Source organism: Paraburkholderia haematera (assembly GCF_905220975.1).
GTDB lineage: Bacteria > Pseudomonadota > Gammaproteobacteria > Burkholderiales > Burkholderiaceae > Paraburkholderia > Paraburkholderia haematera.
The window spans coordinates 116,995-139,658 of record NZ_CAJNBK010000010.1 but is presented as its reverse complement, the minus strand read 5'-3'; the positions used below and the strand labels follow the sequence as shown (position 1 = coordinate 139,658).

The 22,664-nt window shown below is 64.2% G+C and carries 23 protein-coding genes; 18 read left to right on the top strand and 5 right to left on the bottom strand.

Features of this window, described 5'->3' with window-relative positions; all coding sequences use genetic code 11:
* From KHO23_RS19160 to KHO23_RS19115, 10 genes are all read left to right on the top strand, one after another.
* Entirely contained in the window at positions 1-1,092 is a 1,092-nt protein-coding gene (locus KHO23_RS19160; RefSeq protein WP_211612840.1) for a protein-glutamate methylesterase/protein-glutamine glutaminase, read from the top strand.
* Between the two features lie 64 nt (positions 1,093-1,156).
* Complete coding sequence (gene cheY, locus KHO23_RS19155; RefSeq protein ID WP_211612839.1) at positions 1,157-1,552, top strand: chemotaxis response regulator CheY; 396 nt, start codon at positions 1,157-1,159, stop codon at positions 1,550-1,552.
* 1 nt (position 1,553) lies between these two features.
* A complete protein-coding gene (cheZ, locus tag KHO23_RS19150; protein WP_236066922.1) occupies positions 1,554-2,264 on the top strand; it encodes a protein phosphatase CheZ in 711 nt (236 codons plus the stop codon).
* A gap of 299 nt (positions 2,265-2,563) precedes the next feature.
* The gene (locus KHO23_RS19145) at positions 2,564-3,115 is read left to right on the top strand and encodes a DUF2844 domain-containing protein (RefSeq protein WP_211612837.1); all 552 of its coding nucleotides are present in this window, start codon (positions 2,564-2,566) and stop codon (positions 3,113-3,115) included.
* Positions 3,116-3,130: 15 nt separating this feature from the next.
* A complete protein-coding gene (locus tag KHO23_RS19140) occupies positions 3,131-4,432 on the top strand; it encodes a DUF3443 domain-containing protein (protein WP_211612835.1) in 1,302 nt (433 codons plus the stop codon).
* Positions 4,433-4,764: 332 nt separating this feature from the next.
* Complete coding sequence (gene flhB, locus KHO23_RS19135; protein WP_211612833.1) at positions 4,765-5,976, top strand: flagellar biosynthesis protein FlhB; 1,212 nt, start codon at positions 4,765-4,767, stop codon at positions 5,974-5,976.
* A complete protein-coding gene (gene flhA, locus KHO23_RS19130; RefSeq protein WP_211612831.1) occupies positions 5,973-8,075 on the top strand; it encodes a flagellar biosynthesis protein FlhA in 2,103 nt (700 codons plus the stop codon). The genes flhB and flhA overlap by 4 nt, the downstream gene beginning before the upstream one ends.
* Positions 8,076-8,426: 351 nt before the next feature.
* Positions 8,427-10,307, top strand: a complete 1,881-nt coding sequence (gene flhF / locus KHO23_RS19125) for a flagellar biosynthesis protein FlhF (RefSeq protein WP_211612829.1) — start codon at positions 8,427-8,429, stop codon at positions 10,305-10,307.
* The gene (locus tag KHO23_RS19120; protein WP_211612827.1) at positions 10,300-11,169 is read left to right on the top strand and encodes a MinD/ParA family ATP-binding protein; all 870 of its coding nucleotides are present in this window, start codon (positions 10,300-10,302) and stop codon (positions 11,167-11,169) included. Before flhF ends, KHO23_RS19120 begins: the two co-directional genes overlap by 8 nt.
* A 28-nt stretch (positions 11,170-11,197) precedes the next feature.
* The gene (locus KHO23_RS19115) at positions 11,198-11,932 is read left to right on the top strand and encodes an RNA polymerase sigma factor FliA (RefSeq protein ID WP_211612826.1); all 735 of its coding nucleotides are present in this window, start codon (positions 11,198-11,200) and stop codon (positions 11,930-11,932) included.
* A gap of 72 nt (positions 11,933-12,004) precedes the next feature.
* Here KHO23_RS19115 and KHO23_RS19110 read toward each other — a convergent pair whose 3' ends face one another.
* The 5 genes from KHO23_RS19110 to flgA all read right to left on the bottom strand — a co-directional run bounded on the left by KHO23_RS19110 (position 12,005) and on the right by flgA (position 15,489).
* The gene (locus KHO23_RS19110; protein WP_211612825.1) at positions 12,005-12,415 is read right to left on the bottom strand and encodes a type II toxin-antitoxin system HicB family antitoxin; all 411 of its coding nucleotides are present in this window, start codon (positions 12,413-12,415) and stop codon (positions 12,005-12,007) included.
* Positions 12,412-12,594: a type II toxin-antitoxin system HicA family toxin gene (locus tag KHO23_RS19105; RefSeq protein ID WP_211612823.1), complete on the bottom strand. Its 183-nt coding sequence runs from the start codon at positions 12,592-12,594 to the stop codon at positions 12,412-12,414. Before KHO23_RS19105 ends, KHO23_RS19110 begins: the two co-directional genes overlap by 4 nt.
* Before the next feature lie 308 nt (positions 12,595-12,902).
* The gene (locus KHO23_RS19100) at positions 12,903-13,349 is read right to left on the bottom strand and encodes a flagella synthesis protein FlgN (RefSeq protein ID WP_211612818.1); all 447 of its coding nucleotides are present in this window, start codon (positions 13,347-13,349) and stop codon (positions 12,903-12,905) included.
* Positions 13,350-13,443: 94 nt separating this feature from the next.
* On the bottom strand, positions 13,444-13,803 hold the full coding sequence (gene flgM / locus KHO23_RS19095; RefSeq protein ID WP_211612816.1) for a flagellar biosynthesis anti-sigma factor FlgM: 360 nt from the start codon (positions 13,801-13,803) through the stop codon (positions 13,444-13,446).
* Positions 13,804-13,989: 186 nt separating this feature from the next.
* Positions 13,990-15,489 (bottom strand): flagellar basal body P-ring formation chaperone FlgA, encoded by a 1,500-nt coding sequence (gene flgA / locus KHO23_RS19090; RefSeq protein ID WP_211612811.1) that lies wholly within the window; start codon positions 15,487-15,489, stop codon positions 13,990-13,992.
* 227 nt (positions 15,490-15,716) lie between these two features.
* Between flgA and flgB the strand changes: the two genes are divergently transcribed.
* The 8 genes from flgB to KHO23_RS19050 all read left to right on the top strand — a co-directional run bounded on the left by flgB (position 15,717) and on the right by KHO23_RS19050 (position 22,663).
* The gene (flgB, locus tag KHO23_RS19085) at positions 15,717-16,211 is read left to right on the top strand and encodes a flagellar basal body rod protein FlgB (protein WP_211612809.1); all 495 of its coding nucleotides are present in this window, start codon (positions 15,717-15,719) and stop codon (positions 16,209-16,211) included.
* A gap of 128 nt (positions 16,212-16,339) precedes the next feature.
* A complete protein-coding gene (gene flgC / locus KHO23_RS19080) occupies positions 16,340-16,765 on the top strand; it encodes a flagellar basal body rod protein FlgC (protein WP_211612808.1) in 426 nt (141 codons plus the stop codon).
* Positions 16,766-16,775: 10 nt separating this feature from the next.
* Positions 16,776-17,507: a flagellar hook assembly protein FlgD gene (locus KHO23_RS19075; protein WP_211612806.1), complete on the top strand. Its 732-nt coding sequence runs from the start codon at positions 16,776-16,778 to the stop codon at positions 17,505-17,507.
* Between the two features lie 43 nt (positions 17,508-17,550).
* Entirely contained in the window at positions 17,551-19,068 is a 1,518-nt protein-coding gene (locus tag KHO23_RS19070; RefSeq protein ID WP_211612804.1) for a flagellar hook protein FlgE, read from the top strand.
* 20 nt (positions 19,069-19,088) lie between these two features.
* Complete coding sequence (flgF, locus tag KHO23_RS19065; protein WP_120297132.1) at positions 19,089-19,847, top strand: flagellar basal-body rod protein FlgF; 759 nt, start codon at positions 19,089-19,091, stop codon at positions 19,845-19,847.
* Between the two features lie 85 nt (positions 19,848-19,932).
* On the top strand, positions 19,933-20,721 hold the full coding sequence (gene flgG / locus KHO23_RS19060; RefSeq protein WP_211612803.1) for a flagellar basal-body rod protein FlgG: 789 nt from the start codon (positions 19,933-19,935) through the stop codon (positions 20,719-20,721).
* Between the two features lie 35 nt (positions 20,722-20,756).
* Positions 20,757-21,455 (top strand): flagellar basal body L-ring protein FlgH, encoded by a 699-nt coding sequence (gene flgH, locus KHO23_RS19055; RefSeq protein ID WP_211612801.1) that lies wholly within the window; start codon positions 20,757-20,759, stop codon positions 21,453-21,455.
* A 2-nt stretch (positions 21,456-21,457) separates the two neighbouring features.
* Positions 21,458-22,663, top strand: coding sequence for a flagellar basal body P-ring protein FlgI (locus KHO23_RS19050; protein ID WP_236066921.1), 1,206 nt, complete (start codon positions 21,458-21,460; stop codon positions 22,661-22,663).
* Position 22,664: the final 1 nt, after the last annotated feature.

Here is a 22,664-nt window from a genome sequence, read left to right as displayed (position 1 = left end):
GTGCAAAAAATCAAAGTACTGTGCGTCGACGATTCGGCGCTGATCCGCAGCCTGATGACGGAAATCATCAATGGCCAGCCGGACATGACGGTCGTGGCGACCGCACCCGACCCGCTGGTCGCGCGCGATCTCATCAAGCAGCACAATCCGGACGTGCTGACGCTCGACGTCGAAATGCCGCGCATGGACGGTCTCGACTTCCTCGAGAAACTGATGCGTCTGCGGCCGATGCCGGTCGTGATGGTGTCGTCGCTGACCGAGCGCGGCAATGAAATCACGCTGCGCGCGCTGGAACTGGGCGCGGTCGACTTCGTCACCAAGCCGAAGGTCGGCATTCGCGACGGCATGCTCGACTACTCGGAAAAGCTTGCCGACAAGATTCGCGCCGCGGCTCGCGCTCGGGTGCGTCAGGCCGCGCCGGTGCAGCACGCGGCCACGCATGCCGCGCATGCGCCGGCCGCCGCTGCCGCGCCGCTTTTCAACAATCCGCTGCTCAGTACGGAGAAGCTGATCATCGTTGGCGCATCGACGGGCGGCACCGAAGCGATCCGCGAAGTGCTCGTGCCGCTGCCGCCGGATGCGCCTGCCGTGCTGATCGCGCAGCACATGCCGCCGGGTTTCACAAAATCTTTTGCACAACGCCTTAATGGTTTGTGCAGGATTACCGTTAAAGAGGCAGAGCACGGCGAACGCGTGCTGCCGGGACATGCTTATATCGCGCCTGGCCACGCTCACCTGTTGCTGGCCCGCAGCGGCGCGAACTATATTGCGCATTTGTCCGACGAACCGCCGGTGAACCGGCATCGGCCGTCGGTCGATGTGCTGTTCCGTTCGGCCGCGCAGCACGCGGGCAAGAACGCGGTCGGCGTGATTCTGACCGGGATGGGGCGTGATGGCGCCGCCGGGCTGCTGGAGATGAAAAAAGCGGGGGCGTATACCCTCGCGCAGGACGAAGCGAGCTGTATCGTGTTCGGCATGCCGCGCGAAGCCATTGCGCTTGGCGCCGCGGACGAAATTGCGTCACTGCCGGAAATGAGCCGTCGCGTGATGGCGCGTCTGTCGTCAATGGGCGATCGCGTACAGAGAGTATGATGCGCGCCGTGTGGATCGAACTGGCGGTCATGCGCCGCATCGTGGATCAAGCAAAGGGAATGAAATGGATAAGGGAATGAAGATTCTGGTGGTTGACGACTTTCCGACGATGCGCCGGATCGTTCGCAACCTGCTCAAAGAGCTCGGCTACTCGAACGTCGACGAGGCGGAAGACGGTCAGGCCGGCCTCTCGCGTTTGCGCGGCGGTACGTACGACTTCGTGATCTCCGACTGGAACATGCCGAACCTCGACGGTCTGGCCATGCTCAAGGAAATCCGCGCCGACGCCAACCTCACGCATCTGCCGGTGCTGATGGTGACGGCCGAGTCGAAGAAGGAAAACATCATCGCGGCGGCGCAAGCCGGCGCGAGCGGTTATGTCGTCAAGCCGTTCACGGCCGCGACGCTCGACGAGAAGCTCAACAAGATTATCGAGAAGATGGCGAAAGCCGGGAGCTGATGTGAATCTGCCGACCAACGCGCAAGGCGTCGACGCGGCCAATGAAAACGGCGACTTCGCGTCCGACCGCATTCTGGCTCGCATTGGACACCTGACGCGCACGCTGCGCGACTCGATGCGCGAGCTCGGGCTCGACAAGCATGTCGAGCGTGCGGCGGAAGCCGTGCCCGACGCTCGCGACCGTCTGAAGTACATCGCGAACATGACCGAGCAGGCCGCCGAGCGCGTCCTGTCGGCGATCGACATCGCGAAGCCGATCCAGACGCAATTACAGCAGGACGCGGCAGAGCTCGATGCGCGCTGGGAAAAGTGGTACGAAGCGCCGATCGAGCGCGACGAAGTGCGCGCGGTGATCAAGGACACGCGCACTTTCCTGCACGGCTTGCCCGAAGCCACCGGCGCGACCAACGCGCAGCTCATGGAGATCATGCTGGCGCAGGACTTCCAGGATCTGACCGGCCAGGTCATCAAGAAGATCACGGATGTCGTGTACCTGATCGAGCAGCAACTGCTCGGCGTGCTGGTCGAAAACATCGCGCTCGAGCGGCGCGAGCAGTTCGCGGCGAACGCGGCGGCACTGGCGGCTGAGCCATCGTCCACCGGCAGCCCGGAACATCTGTTGAATGGCCCGCAGATCAATCCGGAAGGCAAGACGGACGTGGTGCAGGACCAGTCGCAGGTCGACGATCTGCTGGCGAGCCTCGGCTTCTGACCTGGCGGCCGCCCGCAAGGGCGTGCGCCGGATCGCCGGACCGCCGGATCGCCGGCCGCCGGACCGGTAATGGACGGCAAGCCGCGCACCCGCGTGCGCCTGCTGTCTGCCGACACAAACCACAGGCATACTACGAACTCAAGCAGCGGCACCGCTTTCTGATGAGAAACTGTCATCGGCCGGTGGCACGGTGAGGCATCGCTTCAGAGTGCGATCGCAGCGGTGCCGTATGATCTGCATACATGCGGCCGGTTCGCGCGGTGCGAGCCGAGCAGCAGTAGCTCGGGAGGAGCATTGTTATGTGGAGTCGTGTACGCCGCGCCGGGTTCGTTATGGCGCTAGCATTACCCTCGTTGTCTGCCGTGCAGTCCGCCTATGCGGGCCTGGGCGGTGCCCCCATGACGCCTCCGGCGGATGCGTCGGTTTCTTCCCGCACCGTGCAGCCCGGCACCGGTTCGGCAACGGCGGCTCAAAGCGTGATGCGTTCCGCATCCAGCGCGGCCTCTTCCACCTCTTCCACCTCGGCTTCCGCGTCTTACACCGTGCGTGAAACCACCCTCGGCAACGGCACCGTGGTGCGCGAATACCTTGCCGCGGACGGTTCGGTCTTCGGCATCGCGTGGCGCGGTCCGCAAATGCCGGATCTCAACGATCTGCTCGGCAGCTATTTCCCGCAGTACGTCGCCGGCGTCAAGGCTGTGCGAGCGGTACGCGGAGGCGCTCGTGGCCCCGTTGCGGTCGACCAGAGCAGCCTCGTGGTCCGTTCCGGCGGCCACATGGGCGCGTTCAATGGTCAGGCCTGGTTGCCGCTGGCGTTGCCCGCCGGCGTCAGCGGTTCCGACATCCAGTAAGGGCGAGGACGAACGATGCGAACCATGCAAAGTTATATTGCTGGGAAGTTCAGGGGCTGGATGCAGGCCGTCGTGGCCGTGGCCTTGGTGTCGCTCGTGGCCGCATGCGGCGGTGGCGGCGGCAGTTCCAGTAGCAATTCGTCGGACTCGCTGAACGGCGGCTCGCTGCCGGCCAGCCCGACCCAGCAGCCGATCAACCCCAACGCGGCGGCGAACACCGTGCCGATCACGGTCGGCGTGGGCGTGAAAGGCGTGATCAATATTCCGACGGTTAGCGTGACCGTGTGCCCGCCGGGCACGACATCCAATTGTCAGACCATCAACAACATCCAGGTCGATACCGGTTCGTTCGGGCTGCGTCTGGTCAGTTCGGTGGTGAATTCATCGCTGCTCAGTGTGTTGCCGGTCAGTACGCTCGCCAGCGGCGCGCAACTCGCCGAATGCGCGAACTTCGCCGACGGCTTCACGTGGGGCACGGTGCGCACCGCGACCGTGCAGATTGGCGGCGAGACGACGACCGGGGCCATTCCGATACAGATCATCGGCGACAAGGCGTCGAGTTCCGTCCCGACCGGTTGCGGCAGCGGTGCGGCGGAAAACACCGCCAGCGACCTCGGCGCCAACGGCATTCTCGGTATCGGCACGGCGCCCACCGATTGCGGCACAACCTGCTCGAACCCGTCAACCGCCGCCACCTACAGCAATTATTTCGCGTGTCCGAACGGCACCTCCTGCGCCCGTACCGCAGTGCCGATCAACCAGCAGGTCGCCAATCCCGCCGCCAACTTCCGGACCGACAACAACGGCGTGATCGTGCAGATGCCGCCGGTGTCGAATACCGGCGCGTCATCGGCCACCGGCACGCTGGTATTCGGGATCGGCACGCAGTCGAACAATGCGCTGGCAGCCGCGCAGACTTTCGCCACCGATTCCTTCGGCGACATGAACAACAGCGTCTATAACGGCACGACCGTGCAGGCGTTCTTCGATTCGGGTTCGAACGCGTACTTCTTCTCGGATAGCTCGCTCACGCTGTGCCCCAGTAATTACGCCGGGTTCTATTGCCCGTCGTCCGCGCAGACCAAGTCGATTACCCTGGCCGGCGCGAATAGCACGAAAGCCAGCGTCAACATCGGCATCCTGAGTGCGGCCACGCTGTTCGGCAACAGCAGCAACTATGCGTTCAACGATCTGGCTGGGCAGATCGGCAGCGGCGGCAGCTTCGATCTTGGTTTGCCGTTCTTTTATGGCCGGTACATGTATTACGGCTTCGATCAGACGGCGAACGGCGGTCAGTCGCCTTACGTCGGCTTCTGAGGCGCCGGGCTCCGGCCGCATGGTGACAGCGTAAGAACCGGCCGGACACCCGCGCGAAACCGCGCGGGTGTCCGGCGGTCATAGCACGCGCGCAGCCGGGCACCCTTGGCCGGTAGTCCTTCGGCCACCCACCACCCTCGGCCGAAGCAGGACCTTTCCGAGCGTCCTTCCCGGTCCCGCCAGCAAGCCCCGCCGGGCACTTTGCCGGCTGCTCCATCTCTCGAAATACCCCCCTTTCTCCGCCCTTATCCGCCGATCGGTGCTTGCGTCGAGCGGGAATAATCCCTCTCACTGGAAAGAGGCGCCGTGCCTCAGCCGACTGGAGAGCGTTTGTGGCAGAGGATAGCGACCTCGAAAAAACCGAATCAGCCACCCCCCGGCGCCTGCAGAAGGCGCGCGAGGAAGGGCAGATCGTGCGTTCGCGGGAGCTGTCGACGTTTGCCCTGCTGGCAGCGGGATTTTTCGGCGTATGGAGCATGTCCAGCAGCATCGGCGAGCATCTGCAGGCCATGCTGCACGCGGCCTTTACGTTCGACCATGCCACGGTGTTCGAAACCCGCCGCATGCTGATCGGCGCGGGCGCCGCGGGCCGCGAAGGCCTGTCTGCGCTGCTGCCGATTCTGGCCTTTACCGGCGCGGCTGCCTTGCTCGCACCCATGGCGCTGGGCGGCTGGCAGTTTTCGTCGAAAGGACTCGAGCCCAAGTTCAACCGGCTCAATCCGATCGCAGGACTTGGCAAGATATTCTCGATCAACGGGCCGGTCCAACTCGGCCTGTCGCTCGTTAAGACGCTCGTGGTGGGCGGTATCGGCGGTACGGCGATCTGGAATCGACGCGAGGAAATTCTCGCGCTGGCGACCCAGCCGGTGCATCTGGCGCTCGCCAACACCATGCATCTGATCGCGGTGTGCTGCGGGATGACGGTAGCGGGCATGTTCGTCGTGGCCGCGCTCGACGTGCCGTATCAACTCTGGCAGTTCCACAAGAAACTGCGCATGACGAAGGAAGAAGTGAAGCGCGAACACCGCGAAAGCGAAGGCGATCCGCACGTCAAAGGCCGGATTCGCCAGCAGCAGCGCGCCATTGCCCGCCGCCGCATGATGACCCAGGTGCCGAAGGCCGACGTGGTGGTCACCAACCCGACGCACTTCGCGGTCGCGCTGCAGTACACCGACGGCAAGATGCGCGCGCCGAAGGTGGTCGCCAAGGGCGTGAATCTGGTGGCGGCGCGGATTCGCGAAATCGCCGCGGAAAACAACGTGCCGCTGCTGGAAGCACCGCCGCTCGCGCGGGCGCTGTATCACAACGTCGAACTGAACCGTGAAATTCCCGGCCCGCTGTATGGCGCGGTCGCCGAGGTGCTCGCGTGGGTGTATCAATTGCGGCGCTTCAACACCGAAGGCGGCGTCGCGCCGGTCGCACCTTCCGAGTTCGACGTGCCCGCGGACCTCGACAAGGGTGGCGTGCCGGACGATGAAGCCGAGCAGGAAGCCGCCGACACACTTAATAACGCTAACGAAGACGCCTCAGGAGCCTCCGCATGAACGCTCGCGCCGGATTCCTGTCCCGACGGCCGGATGCCTTGAGCGGCACCAATTTGCGCGCCCTCGCCGGGCCGGTGCTGATCTGCATGATCCTCGGCATGATGATTCTGCCGTTGCCGCCGTTTTTGCTGGATCTGCTGTTCACCTTCAATATCGCGCTTTCCGTGATGGTGCTGCTCGTCAGCATGTACACGATGAAACCGCTCGACTTCGCCGCTTTCCCGAGCGTACTGCTGTTCTCGACCTTGCTGCGCCTGTCGCTGAACGTGGCGTCCACCCGGATCGTGCTGCTCGAAGGCCACACCGGCCCGGATGCGGCGGGCCAGGTGATCGAGTCGTTCGGCCACTTCCTGGTGGGCGGCAACTTCGCGGTCGGTATCGTCGTCTTTGTCATTTTGATGGTCATCAACTTCATGGTGATCACCAAGGGTGCGGGGCGGATCGCGGAAGTGTCCGCGCGCTTCACGCTCGATGCGATGCCCGGCAAGCAGATGGCGATCGACGCCGACCTGAACGCCGGCCTCATCAACGAAGATCAGGCCCGCAAGCGCCGCCTGGAAGTCTCCCAGGAGGCCGAGTTCTACGGTTCCATGGACGGCGCCAGCAAGTTCGTGCGCGGCGATGCGGTCGCCGGTTTGCTGATCATGGTGATCAACATCCTTGGTGGGCTGATCGTCGGGATGGTGCAGCACGGCATGGACTTCGCGTCCGCCGGCAAGACGTATACGCTGCTGACCATCGGTGACGGCCTTGTCGCGCAGATCCCGTCGCTCGTGATTTCGACGGCGGCCGGTGTGATCGTCTCGCGCGTCGCGACGAATGAAGACATCGGCACGCAGTTGACCGGCCAGCTCTTCACGAATCCGCGCGTGCTGATGATCACCGGCGTCATTCTGGTATTGATGGGCCTGATTCCCGGCATGCCGCACTTCGCGTTTCTGATTCTCGGCGGAGGCTTGATTCAACTCGGCCGCACGATGAAAAAGCGCGCCGAGGAACGCAAGAACACCACGGCGCTCGTCGACGTCGCGCCGGCCGCGCTGGCTCCCACGGAAAACACCGAGGCCAGCTGGGACGACGTGACGATGATCGACACGCTCGGTCTCGAAGTGGGCTACCGGCTGATTCCGCTCGTCGACAAGAACTCGGACGGCGAGCTGCTCAAGCGGATCAAGAGCATCCGCAAAAAGTTCGCGCAGGAAATCGGCTTCCTGCCGCCGGTGATCCATATCCGCGACAACCTCGAATTGCGGCCGAACGGCTACCGGATCGCGCTCAAGGGCGTCGAGGTGGGCGTCGGCGAAGCCTATCCAGGGCAGTGGCTGGCGATCAATCCGGGGCAGGTGTCCGCCGCGCTGCCGGGCACGCCGACGCAAGATCCGGCGTTCGGCTTGCCGGCGATCTGGATCGATACGAATCTGCGCGAGCAGGCGCAGGTGTATGGCTACACGGTGGTCGATTCGAGCACGGTGGTGGCCACGCACCTGAATCATCTGGTGGTCACGCATGCGTCCGAACTGCTCGGGCGCCGTGAAGTACAGTCGCTGCTGGAGCGCATGCAGAAGGACACGCCGTCGCTGGTCGACGATCTGGTGCCGAAGTCTCTGCCGCTCACCACGCTGCAAAAGGTGCTGCAAAACCTGCTGGAAGAAGGTGTGCCGATCCGCGACATGCGCACGATTCTCGAAGCCCTGTCCGAACACACGCCGAAGATCACCGACGCGCACGATCTCACCGCCGCCGTGCGCCTCGCGCTCGGCCGCGCGATTACGCAGCAGTGGTTCCCGGGCGTGGGCGACATGCAGGTGATGGGCCTCGACTCGAATCTGGAGCGGGTGTTGTCGCAGGCGCTTTCCACCGGCGCCAATCCGGGCCTCGAACCGGGCCTCGCGCATACGTTGATGAACGAAACGCAGAAGGCGATGACGCGTCAGCAGAACCTTGGGCTCGCGCCGGTGCTGCTGGTACAGCATGCGTTACGGCCGATGCTCGCGCGCTTTTTGCGCCGCAGCCTGCCGCAGCTGAAGGTGCTGTCGTACGCGGAAGTGCCGGATACGCGCAATATCAAGGTGGTGAATCTGATCGGGGCGCACGGTTAAAACCCCGCGCGGTTGGGCCTGATCGATAGCCGAAGTTGTTCCAGACCGATGGTTTCCGCCGGCGCTCCTCGAGCGCCGGTTTTCATTTCGGCGCCCGGTTTTTCGCGCCGCGAGCGGGCGACGGAGATCATGTGGCGTCTGCAAAAGCGCCGCCGGACGCCGCCTCAGAGGCTGTTTCAAACCGTCGAGCGTGTGAATCGAAACACGTTTCCATCGCCCGAATTGCCTGCCTTTACCCGTCTTTATCCATCGATCGTCACTCGACGGCTTTCGCAATAATGATCTCAATGGGAAGCGGTATGTTGCCGGTCCGTTAGTCCGTAAGTCCGAATACCTCATCGGGGGTCCAGCTTGAACATTCGTAAATTTGTCGGTGCTACCAGTCGCGATGCTCTGCGACTCGTGCGCGAAGCCTTGGGCCCGGATGCCGTCGTTTTGTCCAATCGCACGATGGAAGACGGCAGCGTCGAGATCGTCGCACTGGCCGACAGCGACCTCGCCGCCATCACGCCGAAGGCGCCGCGCGGCAGCGCGGGCGCACCGCTGGCCGTGCCGATGAATGCGATGGCCGGACAGCAGCCCGCGCTCGCCGCACCGCGCGCCAATCCGACGATGCAGGCGAATCCGTATGCGAGCGGTATGCCCGACGTGTTTTCGTCCGTGTTCGGCGCAAGCCCGGAAGCGGGTACCGAGAACATGACGCCGAGCGCGGCCAACGTCGCTGGCGCTGCCTCGGGTTCAACGGCGAAACCCGCCGTCCCCGCCGCGCCGAAAGCAACGCCGGTCGCGCCCGCTGCGGCGTCGCCGTCGCAATCGATCCGTGTCGAGCAACCCAGCGCGCGCGCTGCGGCAACGCGTCTTACCGACGACATGCGCGCGGATCTGCTGAAAGCCGCCGGTATGCCGGCCCAGCCTGTTGCCGCGCAGCGCACGATGGCCGAATCGAATCCCTGGCTGATCGATCACGCGCGCCGCATCGCGGCCGAAAAGCAGCCGCAAGGCGAGTACAGCGCACGCCCCGCCGCGATGACACCGGCCGCCGCGATGGCCAAGGGCCTCGGCGCCGCCGTCGAGCCGGGCGCACAACCGGCCGTGCCGCAAGCCGCCGATACGCCCGAGTGGGCTCGCGAAGCCGCGCAACTCGCCGCGCGCCGCGCCGCTCAGAAAGTTGCACCGCCGCAGCCCACCGGCGACGACGCCCGCACCCCTGCTTCGGTCGCCGAAGCGATCAAGGTGCGCATGGAGCAGGTCGTCAACGACACCGTGATGAACGAACTGTCGTCGATGCGCGGCATGATGGAAGAACACTTCGCCGGCCTGTTGTGGGGCGATCGTCAGCGCCGCAGCCCGGCGCGCGCCGCGCTCACCAAGCACCTGTTCGCCGCGGGTTTCTCCGCGCAGCTCGTGCAGATGATGGTCGATAACCTGCCCGATGACGTCGACAACATGGAAGGCGGCATGGAGTGGGTGCGTTCGGTGCTCGAATCGAACCTGCCGGTGATAGAAGACGAAGACGCGCTGATGGAGCGCGGCGGCGTGTTCGCGCTGATGGGCCCGACGGGCGTCGGCAAGACCACGACCACCGCCAAGCTCGCCGCGCGCTGCGTGATGCGTTTCGGCGCGAGCAAGGTGGCGCTCCTCACCACCGACAGTTACCGGATCGGCGGGCACGAACAACTGCGCATCTTCGGCAAGATTCTCGGCGTGTCGGTTCACGCGGTGAAAGACGGCGCCGATCTGCAACTCGCGCTCTCCGAGTTGCGCAACAAGCACATCGTGCTGATCGACACGATCGGCATGAGCCAGCGCGATCGTCTGGTCTCCGACCAGATCGCGATGCTGTGCCGCGCCGGTCAGCCGGTGCAGCGTCTTCTGCTGCTCAACGCGACGAGCCACGGCGATACCTTGAACGAAGTGGTGCAGGCCTATCAGCGCGCGCCGGATCAACAGCCGCTCGCCGGCTGCATCCTGACCAAGCTCGACGAAGCCACCAATCTGGGCGGCGTGCTCGATACGGTGATTCGCTACAAGCTGCCTGTGCACTACGTGTCGACCGGTCAGAAGGTGCCGGAAAACCTGTACGTCGCGACGAAAAAATTCCTGATCAAGAGCACGTTCTGCATCCCCCGCGATAACTCGCCGTTCGTGCCGCACGACGACGACATCCCGGCGTTGCTGTCCGCGCTGTCCGCGCGTTCGACGGCGGAACTGCACGAGGTCCGCTTTGGATAAATACATCTCCGATCAGGCAGAAGGATTGCGGCGGCTGTTGGCGAAAAGCGGCTCGCGCGTGCTTGCGGTGACGGGCGGCTCGGCCGGCGTCGGCTGCACGACGACGGTGGTGAATCTTGCCGCGGCGCTCGCGCAGCAGGGCAAGGACGTGCTGGTGATCGACGAGTGCCTCGGCGGGCAATCGGTGAGCGCGGTGCTCGGTGGCATGCGCGGCGCAGGCAATTTTGCGGCGGTGATGCGCGGCGAGATGACACTCGACGACGCCGCTGTGCGCCACGCGCTTGGTTTTTCCGTGCTGGCCGCCTCGCGCAACCACCGCGAGGGCCACACGGCCGCGCAGTTCGGTGTGGTGTTGCGCGGTTCCGCCGACATCGTGCTGATCGATGCGCAACTTGACCAGCACGGTCACCTGTCGCCCCTCGCGACGCAGGCGCACGACGTGATGATCGTGACAAGGGTTGCCGCGCAAGCGATCACCGAGGCGTACGCCTGCATGAAGCGTCTGCACTACGCACACGCTACCGCGCAGTTTCGCGTGCTGGTGAACCACGTGCAGAGCGTGGACGACGCGCATACCGCGTTTGCAAACCTGGCCGGCGTGGCCGGACGCTACCTGACGGTGGCGCTGGAAGACGCCGGTTGCATTGCCGAGGATGCGCGGATGGCGCGAGCCCTGGAGTTGTCGCGGTGTGTCGTCGATGCCTTCCCATCGACACCGGCTGCGCGCGGCTTCCGTCACCTTGCCGCCGAATTGCAGTACTGGCCAATGCGGCCAGCGATGTCGTCGCAAGCGCCCTGGATGGCGCCTGCGACAGTTACAGCGGCGCAACACGCCGACCAACCGTCCGCGCAGCACGCCTGAGCGGCGGCACGAGGACAAGGGGAGCACGATGTATAACGCTCAGGGAAAGATTTCCCAAGCCGACGTTCTGACGAAGTACGCGCCTCTGGTGCGTCGCCTCGGCTTGCAGCTCGTTGCCAAGATGCCGGCGAGTGTCGATCTCGACGACCTGATCCAGGCCGGCATGATCGGACTGCTCGACGCGGCGAGCCGGTACAAGGAAGACCAGGGCGCGCAGTTTGAAACCTACGCTAGCCAGCGGATTCGTGGCGCGATGCTCGACGAGTTGCGCAGCAACGACTGGTTGCCGCGCAGCTTGCGGCGCACCTCGCGCGAAGTGGAGTCCGCCGTGCACAAGGTGGAACAGAATCTGGGCCGCTCGGCGAGCGAAACGGAGATTGCCGAGCATCTGCAAATGCCGCTCGACGAGTTCCAGTCGATGCTCCAGGACCTGCACGGCAGCCAGCTCATCTATTACGAAGACTTCGACCGTTCCGCTGACGACGAGCCGTTTCTCGACAGATACTGCGTCGATCATTCGGACCCGCTCTCGGCGCTGCTGGATGACAGCCTGCGCTCGGCGCTGATCGAGGCGATTGACCGGTTGCCGGAGCGCGAGAAGCTGCTGATGTCGCTGTACTACGAACGCGGCATGAACCTGCGTGAAATCGGCGCGGTGATGGAAGTCAGTGAGTCGCGGGTGTGCCAGCTGCACAGCCAGGCTGTGGCGCGTTTGCGCACACGCCTGCGCGAGATGGCTTGGGCGAACGCCGAGGCGACTTGAGTTTGATGGCTTGAAGTTTGGCCGGCGGTGCGGGAAACGTCCGCCTGTTCTGCTCTTCTCTTCGGTTACCTGTTACGCGTCCGCCATCTCATGCTCCGCGGCCAGCGCGAGAAACGCTGAACGCGACATACCGCGCGCCTGGGCGTATGCGTCGATATCGTGAACCAGCGCCTCGGGCAGTGAGATATTGATGCGTACCGCTTTTTTCAGCGCCGGAATATTCCGCGTGGCGACAACGCCCCAAGTAAAACCCGCGTAGTCCGGATTACGCCGATGCTCATCCAGGGTTAGCCGGTCGGGAATCGGCAAGCCCTCGTCGAGCAGCGTATCCAGATGCGCCTCGATCGCTTCTTTCGCGTTCGCGTACGCTTCTTCCAGCGAATCACCTGCCGAATAACAACCCGGAATGTCGGGGACGACCACGCCGAATGCATGGTGCGTGTCACCAGGCTCGATTGCGATCGGGAAAATCAGGTTTTTCATTTCAGGCCCGCCTGTTTCAAGATGCTGTTCAGTGTGCCGGGCGGAAGATCTTTCTTCGGATGCGGGATGGTCACGAGACCGTTTTTTTCCGCGTGCCGGAAATGGTGATGGCTGCCCGATATTCGGACCAGCCGCCAACCATCCGCTTGAATGACTTTCACGACCTCGGCGCTGTTCATATTGTACTCCTGAAATCATACACACGATTACACAACCTCGCTAGTGGTGACGCTCCGCTTAGCTCGTCTGGCGCAGCGTCGACAAGCTGCGCGTGACGGCGGAGAACCTCAGTGGGGGAACCCGTGATTTCAACGTGGCGGACGATTCCGCGCTACCTGGCCGAACGGCTAACGCGTATTGGAGGAGGGCTTAGGCGCCCTGTGCGGGAGGAGAAAACAAAAAGGGCTCGTCAAAGACGAGCCCTTTTTGTTCAAAGCAATCTACTCAACTGCATCAGCGCGTTAAACGCGCCGCGCGAACGAAATCTTCAAGCTGCCGGACGCGCCGGAATTCGCCCATCCGGTCCGTAGAAACCGGCTTTCTGCGGCACGGCCACTTGCAGCGCCGTCAGCGCGCGCTGGTTGTAGTCCATCCGAACGCGGATCAGCTCGCCGTTGCTCGTATTGAAGCGCCGCGCCCGCTCGGCGGCTTTTTGCAGCAGCGCCCATTGCTCAGCGAGTCGCGTATCCGCGCTGGCCGCGAGTTCCATGCCGGGCCAACCGGCCGGAAAGCCCATTTCAGCGAGCAGCGCGTCGCGCGTAGCTTCGAGCTTCGCGAGCGTGCCGATCAGTTCGGTTTTCTTCTCGACGATCGGCGGCAGCAGTTCCAGCGGCGACAAGGCGGTCAGTGCCTTGGTCTCGAGCGCCAGAATCGAGGCGAACGCCTCGACGGCCGAATATTCTTCGATGAGGCTGGCAAGCAGGGCGTCTTTCATCTCAACAACTCGCTGAACACGACGGCTCGCGCATGATTCGCGAGCCGGGTTTGTCGAACGCCGCCCGGCACTTCACCGTACTTCGATGCGTCGATTAGTTGCCGGTCGACGAGGTTTTGCTTTGCAACAGTTCGCGCGCGGTATTCAGCACGCCGTCGGCGATCTTGCTCGAATCGATCGTGAGCGAGCCGTCTTTGATGGCTGCCTTGATCGACTCGACATGCGTCGTGTCGATATCGGCCGAACCGGATGCCGCGAGGCTGCGCAGATGCTGCGACAGACCCGACAGGCTGACGCTGGCGTCGCCCGAGCCCGAACCGCTGGTGGTGGTCGGCGAGCTCGTGCCCGCACTCTGCGCGTTGGGGTTCGCAGTCGCCGCGTCGCTTTGCTGCGAGCGGGACAGGGCGTCTTTCAACGTCGGCAGATTCGAATTGGTTGTGGAATCGACTTTCACGATTGGCTTCCTGAACGATTTGATTCTGATAACGGCAACCCGTGATCAAAACTTTAGCGCAATCGCTCTGGGTGTTACCTTTCCTTACAAGTCGATTTGGCCCCGCGGCGGGTGCCGTGGCCGCTGCATCCAGCGCGCCTGAATCCGCCGTGGCGCGCGGCCTGCCGGGCTTGGCGCCGCGCGGCTTCACAACTGAATCTCCACCGTCGAACCATCCTTGACGATGCCGGAGACGATCTGGCCGTTGGCCGTCTTCACCCGTACCTGCTGGCCGGGCGACGCGTTGTTCATTGCGCTGCCTTCGGCTGAAATCGCGAAACCGTCACCCGCCGCGACGACCCGCACCGTTTGGCCGATCGACACCGCCGCCGCGCTTTTCAGCATGTCGCGGCGCAGCGGCATGCCGCCGGCGATGCGCACGAGCGATACCGAGCCGACCGCCTGCGACGGGTCCGTGACGATCGCCTGCGGCAAGCCGGTCAGGTCGCCGTCGCGCGCGACGAGGTCGGCGGCCGTGAACACTTCACCTGGCGCCATCGCGCGGGCGGCCAGATAGTAGGTGGCGCGCAGCGAAATGCGTGCTTGCAGATAGAGGGTCCACGGCCGATCGCCGGCGCAGCGCACGCCGACGGTCATGCGGCCCCACAGGCGCGCGCCGCTGGGCATGAAGGGTTCGAGCATCGCGCAGGCCGCGAGCCCGCGTGGAAAAGCCGGGGCAACGGTGATGTCGACTTTGCCCGGCAAGCCTGCCGATTGCTGCTGCAAGAAGGCAAGCGCGGCGCTGCGGATCGACTCGGCGTCTTGCTGACCCGCGAGCGGCACAGGTTGCGCCACCGCTGCGGGTCGCAGATTCTGTTGCGTGACTGCGGGCGCCACCTGGCGCATCGCCGGCGTGCGGGCAATGGTGGCGGGTGGTGTGGGCATCGATGCGGGTGTTGCTGCGGCTGTCGGTGCCGGCTTCGATGCGACTGCGGTGGTCACGACGGGTTTGCCATTCGCGCTCAACTGAGGCGGCTCGCCGCGCGACGCAAGACTGTCGAAGCCACTAGCCGCCGGCGCGTTGCCGATTGTGCTTTCGACTCCGTTACGGGGCGAATTGGCGACCACCGATTGCACGCCGGGGTCTTGCCGCGAGCCCTGCGCCACATTGACACGTGCAACGTCAGCCGCGGGATTGGCCACCGCCGCATTGGCGCTGCCCGGCGCGGGAATCGTCACGACCCCGTTCGCGTCGGGTTTGAAACTGGTGCGGATCATCCGCGGCGCGGCAGGCGGTTCGCCCGCGCCCGGAATCACGATCGAGCCACTCGCGTTGGCGGCGCGCGTGAATGGATCGGCGTCGCGTGTGACCGGCCCCGGCCCCGGCGTCAGCGACTGCGCGGTAGCGGCGGCGAGCGTCGCAGCGGACCCGGCGCGTTTGGCGGGCGTTGCCTGCATCTGCGCGGCCAGATCGGCGAGGGCGGCCGGATTCTTTTCACCCGGGCCAGGAATCACGATGGGACCGCCGGCGTCCTGCGCCTGCGCAGCGGGAAGCAGCACGATGCCGCCGGCGACCCACACCACGAGGTTCACGACGAGGCGCGTCAGGAGACGGGGTGCCCCGCGCGAAGCACGCCGGACCGTACCCACGCGATGCGCCGCCGCGCGGCTTGCGCGGTGCGTCAGATCGAAGGTGGGCTGGTCCATCGTGTTTCTCCATCGAATGCATCGGTACGCCTTGCATTCTAGTGAGCGCCCCCATTGCGCAAACGTTGAATAGAAGCCCCCTTTCCCGGTTATTCGTCCGATTGCCTCTTGCGTTCGGCCCATAAGATGCACTTCATGCAAAAAGGTCTTCCCGGCCGACGCATGCCTTATGCGAGGCATTGCCAGGCACAAGCGGGAAGCCTCGGGAACGTTCTCCGGAGATTTCTATGCTGGACAAACTCGATGCCGAATTCGCCTTTGGCCGCCAGGCGCTCGATGTACGCGCTTACCGGCAGGAGCTGCTGTCGTCGAATATCGCCAACGCCGATACCCCCGGGTACAAGGCGCGCGACGTCGACTTCGCTTCGTCGCTGGCCGGCGCGCTGAAGAAGACCGGTGGCGGTGCGGGCACGGGCGCCTCGAACACCTCGACGCTCGCCATGACGCAGCCCGCCGGGGTAACGAGCGGCATGTCGATGGTGTCGACCGCGCCGGGCCACATGTCCGGCCGCGCGACGCTGACACCGACCGGCGGCACGCCCGACGACTACGGCAATCTGCAATACCGCATCCCGACGCAACCCGCGCTCGACGGGAATACGGTCGATATCGATACGGAGCGGGTGCAGTTCGCGGACAACACGTTGCACTTCGAATCGGGCATGACCGTGCTGTCGGGCCAGATCAAGACGATGCTCGCGGCCATCCAGTCGGGCTCGTAAATAGCCGGCACGACGACCGGCGCCGCACCGAGACACGCAGTACGCAGGAACAATCGCTACGGGAATTAACTTGAAGCCGGGTCGAACCGTGCAACTGCGTTGCATGGGACCAGAGTAGGGAAGGAAACATGCCATCTTTGATGAACATTTTTGGTGTTGCAGGCTCCGCGATGTCGGCGCAGTCGCAGCGGCTCAACGTGACGGCGTCGAATCTCGCCAACGCGGACAGTACGACCGGCCCGGACGGCCAGCCGTACAAGGCCAAACAGGTCGTGTTCGCGGTCAATCCGATCGGCGGCGCGCGCACAGGCTCCGGCCAGCAGATCGGCGGCGTGCAGGTCACCGGCGTGGTCGACGACCCGACGCCGATGAAGACCGCCTACGACCCCGGCAACCCGGCGGCCAATTCGGACGGTTACGTCACGCTGCCCAACGTCGACCCGGTGCAGGAAATGGTCAACATGATCTCGGCCTCGCGCTCGTACCAGGCCAACGTCGAGACCCTGAACACCGCCAAGACACTGATGCTGAAAACGCTCACGATCGGAACCTGAGGAGAACTCCTTGACCACCAACACCACCATCGGCAGCAACGGTACGAACGTGTCGCAAACGCTGCTCGATACGATGAACGGCACGAGCAGCACCAAGAGCGCGACCAGCGCCACGAGCTCGAGCGGCAGCACGTCGGGCACCTCGGCGACCGATCTGCAGAACACCTTCCTGCAATTGCTCGTCGCGCAGTTGAAGAACCAGGATCCGACCAATCCGATGGACAGCTCGCAGATGACCTCGCAGCTGGCGCAGATCAACACGGTGTCGGGCATCAGCCAGCTGAACACGACCCTCACCTCGCTCGCCACGCAGATGTCGGCAGGCCAGCAGTCGCAAGCCGCGCTCTTGATCGGCTCGACCGTGCTCGCGCCGGGCAGCTCGGTGACGGTCGCGAGCGGCAAGGCCAGCTCGTTTGGCGTGCAGCTCGCCAACTCGGTGGGCGACCTGCAGGTGGTCGTGAAGAACTCAGCGGGCACGATCGTCAACACGATCGACCTTGGCAAGCAGTCAGCCGGCACGATCCCGGTGGGCTGGACGCCGACCGACACGGCGGGCAATACGTTGCCCGACGGCACCTACACGATCAGCGCGGTCGGCACGATCAACGGTCAGCAGGCCACGGCCACGACGCTCGCGGGCGCGACGGTGCAAAGCGTCGTCTCGCAGAGCAACGGTACGCCGGGCCTCGTGCTGTCGAACGGCACGACCGTGGGGCTGACCAGCGTCGCCGCCATCCTCTGATTCAGATTCAGTCAGTTACGACTTTCCAGATACGGAGACCGTTATGGGTTACCAACAAGGTTTGAGTGGTTTGTCAGCGTCGTCGAGCGACCTCGACGTGATCGGCAACAATATCGCCAACGCGAATACGGTTGGCTTCAAGAGCGGCGCGGCACAATTCGCCGACATGTACGCCAATTCGGTGGCGACCGCGGTGGGCAACCAGGTCGGTATCGGCACCAAGCTCTCCGAAGTGCAGCAGCAGTTTTCGCAAGGCACGATCACCAGCACGAACCAGGCGCTCGACGTCGCGATCAACGGCAACGGCTTCTTCCAGCTGTCGAACAACGGCTCGCTGGTGTACTCGCGCAACGGCGTGTTCCAGCTCGACAAGAACGGCAACATCACCAATGCGCAAGGCCTGCAACTGATGGGCTACGCCGCGAACAGCTCGGGCATCATCAACACCGCGCAAACCGTGCCGCTCAGCGTGCCGACCGCGAACATCGCGCCGCAGGCCACCACCAAGATCGTCGCGGGCCTGAACCTGAACGCGCAGGATCCGCTGATGTTGGGCACGCCGGTTGCGACGGCCAACCCCGCAAACACCGGCACGCTCACGCCCCCTGTCGCGAACATCACGAACACCGCGTCGGGCACGAACAACGACAATTACACTGTCTCGTTCCCAACCCCGACCACCTACACGGTAACCGACACCACGGCCGGCACACCGGCGAGCGCTCCTGCTACGTACACCGCCGGCACGGCGATCCAGCTCGGCAACGGCCAGACCATCACGTTCAACGGCGGCGCGCCGGCGGCCGGCGACAGCTACACGATCAAGCCGACCCCGGTTGCGTTCAACCAGAACAGCTCGTCGACGTACAACTACTCGACCAGCACGACGGTCTACGATTCGCTCGGCGGCTCGCAGACGGTCAATATGTACTTTGCCAAAACCTCGGCGGGCACGTGGAACGTGTACGCGGGCACGTCGACCGGCACCGCGAACCTGGTTGGCCACGCGAACTTCAATTCGTCGGGCACGCTGCTCGGCACGACTGACGCGGCCGGTGCGGCCACGACCACGCCGTTCGTCTTCAACTTTGGCATTCCGACCACCGACGGTTCGTCGACGCCGCAGAACCTCACGCTGAACATCGGCGGCACGACGCAGTACGGCGGCAAGGACGGTGTGAACTCGCTGCAGCCCGACGGCTACGCGGCCGGCACGCTGACCAGCTTCACGATCGGCGCCGACGGCACGCTGACCGGCAACTACTCGAACCAGCAAACCTCGGCACTCGGACAGGTGGTGCTCGCGAACTTCTCGAACCAGAACGGTCTCGTGAACCTCGGCAACAACGAGTTCCAGCAAACGTCACAATCGGGCGTCGCGCAGATCTCCGCGCCGGGTTCGACCAATCACGGCGTGCTGCAAGGCGGCGCAGTGGAAAACTCGAACGTCGACCTGACGAGCGAACTGGTGAACCTGATCACCGCGCAACGCAACTATCAGGCGAACGCGCAGACGATCAAGACGCAGCAGACCGTCGACCAGACCCTGATCAACCTGTAAGCGACCGGGACTAACCCATCATGGATCGGCTGATCTACACCGCGATGTCGGGCAGCACGCAAGCGCTCGAACAGCAGGCAATCGTTGCCAACAATCTCGCGAACGCTTCGACTACCGGCTTTCGCGCGCAGCTTGCGACTTTCCGCGCCGTGCCGATGGCATTCGGCGACGGCAGTTCGATCAACGACAACACCACGCGCACCTTCGTGCTGTCGTCGACGCCGGGCGCCGACTATACGCCGGGGCCGATCCAGCAGACGGGCAACCCGCTCGACGTGGCGATTCAGGGTCCGGGCTGGCTGGCGGTGCAAACCGCCGACGGCAACGAGGCTTATACGCGCGCCGGCAATCTGCACGTCGACGAGAACGGGCAACTGGTGAACGCCATGAACCAGACGGTGCTCGGCAACGGCGGTCCGGTATCGGTGCCGCCGGGTGCGGAAATCACCATCGGCAAGGACGGCACGGTGTCCGCGCTGACGCCGGGCGATCCGCCGACTGCCGTGGTGACGGTCGATCAGCTGAAGCTGGTGAATCCGGATCCGCAAACCATGACGCGCGGCGACGACGGCCTGTTTCGCACCGCTGACGGCAATGCCGCCGACGCCGATCCGGCCGTCACGCTGGCGCCGGCTTCGCTCGAAGGCAGCAACGTGAATCCGGTCAGCGCGATGGTTTCGATGATCACCAACGCCCGTCAGTTCCAGATGCAGACCAAGCTGCTGGAAAGCGCGGACAAGAACGACCAGTCGGCCAACCAGCTGCTCAGCTTTAGCTAACGGGATGCCCAGGCACAGCAAACAAGTTGCATGGGATCGGAGTAAGCGCTAAAGCGCCAACTCCAATCGACACAGGAGAAGAATAGTGAATCGCTCACTCTATATCGCCGCTACCGGCATGAATGCGCAACAGGCGCAGATGGACGTGATTTCGAACAACCTCGCGAACGTGAGCACCAATGGCTTCAAGGGCTCGCGCGCGGTGTTCGAGGATCTGCTGTACCAGACCATCCGTCAGCCGGGTGCGAACTCGACGCAGCAAACCGAACTGCCGTCCGGTATCCAGCTCGGCACCGGCGTGCAGCAGGTCGCCACCGAGCGTCTGTACACGCAGGGCAACCTGCAGCAGACCGGCAACTCGAAAGACGTCGCCATCAACGGTCAGGGCTTTTTCCAGGTGCAGATGCCCGACGGCACGACCGCCTACACGCGTGACGGTTCGTTCCAGACCAACGCGCAAGGCCAGCTCGTCACGTCGAGCGGCTATCAGGTGATTCCGGCCATCACGATTCCGAACAACGCGACCTCGCTGACCATCGGCAGCGACGGCGTGGTGTCGATCACCGTGGCCGGCTCGACCAACAGCCAGCAACTCGGCTCGATGCAGGTTGCCACCTTCATCAACCCGGCCGGTCTGGACGCGAAGGGTGAGAACCTGTTCTCGGAAACCGCTTCGTCGGGTGCGCCGAATGTCGCGCAACCGGGCCTGAACGGCGCCGGCACGCTCAATCAGGGTTACGTGGAAGCATCGAACGTGAATGTGGTGCAGGAACTGGTGAACATGATCCAGACGCAGCGCGCTTACGAAATCAACAGCAAGGCCGTGACAACGTCCGACCAGATGCTGCAGACCCTCAGCCAGATGCAGGTTTAAGGCTTGGGGACTGGGAATTAAGAGGCGTTACCAAGATGTCGCACTTCACTCGCAATCCGGTTCATTCGCGCACCGCTCAGGCGCTCGTGCAGCTCACGCTGCTCGCGGCGCTTGGCGGCTGCGGCCTCGTGCCGAAGCAGCCGATCACCCAGCAGCCGATGACGGCCGTCCCGCCGATGCCGCCGCAAGCGCAGTCGCCGGGCTCGATTTTCAATCCGGGTTACGCGGGCCGGCCGTTGTTCGAAGACCAGCGGCCGCGCAATGTCGGCGACATCCTGACGATCGTGATTCAGGAAAACGTCAACGCGACGAAGTCCTCGGGCGCCAACGCGAATCGCTCGGGGAACACGAACTTCAGCGTGCCGACCGCGGGCTTCCTCGGTGGGCTGTTCGGTAAGACCAACCTGAGCGCGACTGGCTCCAACGGGTTCGCCGGCACCGGCGGCGCGAACGCGTCGAACACCTTCAACGGCACCATCACCGTGACGGTGACGGGCGTGCTGCCGAACGGCAATCTGATGGTGAGCGGCGAAAAGCAGATGCTGATTAACCAGGGCGATGAGTTTGTGCGCTTCTCCGGCGTGGTGAATCCGAACACGATTTCCAACCTGAATGCCGTGTACTCGACCCAGGTGGCCGACGCGAAAATCGAATACTCCGCGAAGGGCTATCTCAACGAAGCCGAGAACATGGGCTGGTTGCAACGCTTCTTCCTTAACGTGTCGCCGTGGTGATCATGCGTACCGTCTTCTTTCGTTCCGGCCACCTCAGCCGCCCCAGCCGGTTCACGCGGCTCGTTCAGCTCGGCCGTGCCGTGGCTTTGCTCGCGCTCGCCTGCGCGGCCTTGCCGGTGTCGACGCCCGCTTATGCCGAACGTCTGAAGGACCTCGTGCAGATTCAGGGCGTGCGTGACAACCCGCTGATCGGCTACGGCCTCGTCGTCGGTCTCGACGGCACGGGCGACCAGACCACGCAAACGCCGTTCACCACGCAGACGCTCGCCAACATGCTGGCGAACCTCGGCATCTCGATCAACAACCAGGCGGCGGGCTCGAGCAATCAGCAGTCGTCGCTGTCCAACATTCAGTTGAAGAACGTCGCGGCCGTGATGGTGACGGCGGTGTTGCCGCCCTTCGCGCGTCCCGGCGAAGCGATCGACGTGACCGTGTCGTCGCTCGGCAATTCGAAGAGCCTGCGCGGCGGCACGCTGCTGCTCACGCCGCTGAAGGGCGCGGACGGCCAGGTGTATGCACTCAGCCAGGGCAACGTGGCGGTCGGCGGCGCCGGCGCGAGCGCGAACGGCAGCAAGGTGCAGGTGAACACACTCAACGCGGGCCGCGTCGCCGGCGGAGCGATCGTCGAACGCGCGGTGCCCACCTCGGTATCGCAAGCGGGCACCATGCAGCTCGACCTCAATGAGATGGACTACGACACCACGCAGCGCGTGGTGGCCGCGGTGAACAACGCGTTCGGCGGTGGCACGGCCACGGCGCTCGACGGCCGCACGATTCAACTGCACGCGCCGGCCGATCCGGAGCAGCAGGTCGCCTTCATGGCGCAATTGCAGAACCTCGACGTGAGGCCAGCGCAAGCCGCCGCGAAGGTGATCCTGAACGCGCGCACCGGTTCGATCGTGATGAACCAGATGGTCACGCTGCAAAGCTGCGCGGTGGCGCACGGCAATCTGTCGGTGGTGATCAATACGCAGCCGGTGGTGAGTCAGCCGGGTGCGTTCTCGAACGGCCAGACGGTGGTGGCCAAGCAGTCGCAGATTCAGATGAAGCAGGACAACGGCGCACTGAAAATGGTGACCGCCGGCGCGAACCTCGCCGAAGTGGTCAAGGGGCTCAACGCACTGGGTGCGACGCCTGCGGATCTGATGTCGATCCTGCAGGCCATGAAAGCGGCGGGTGCTCTGCGCGCCGACCTGGAAATCATCTAAG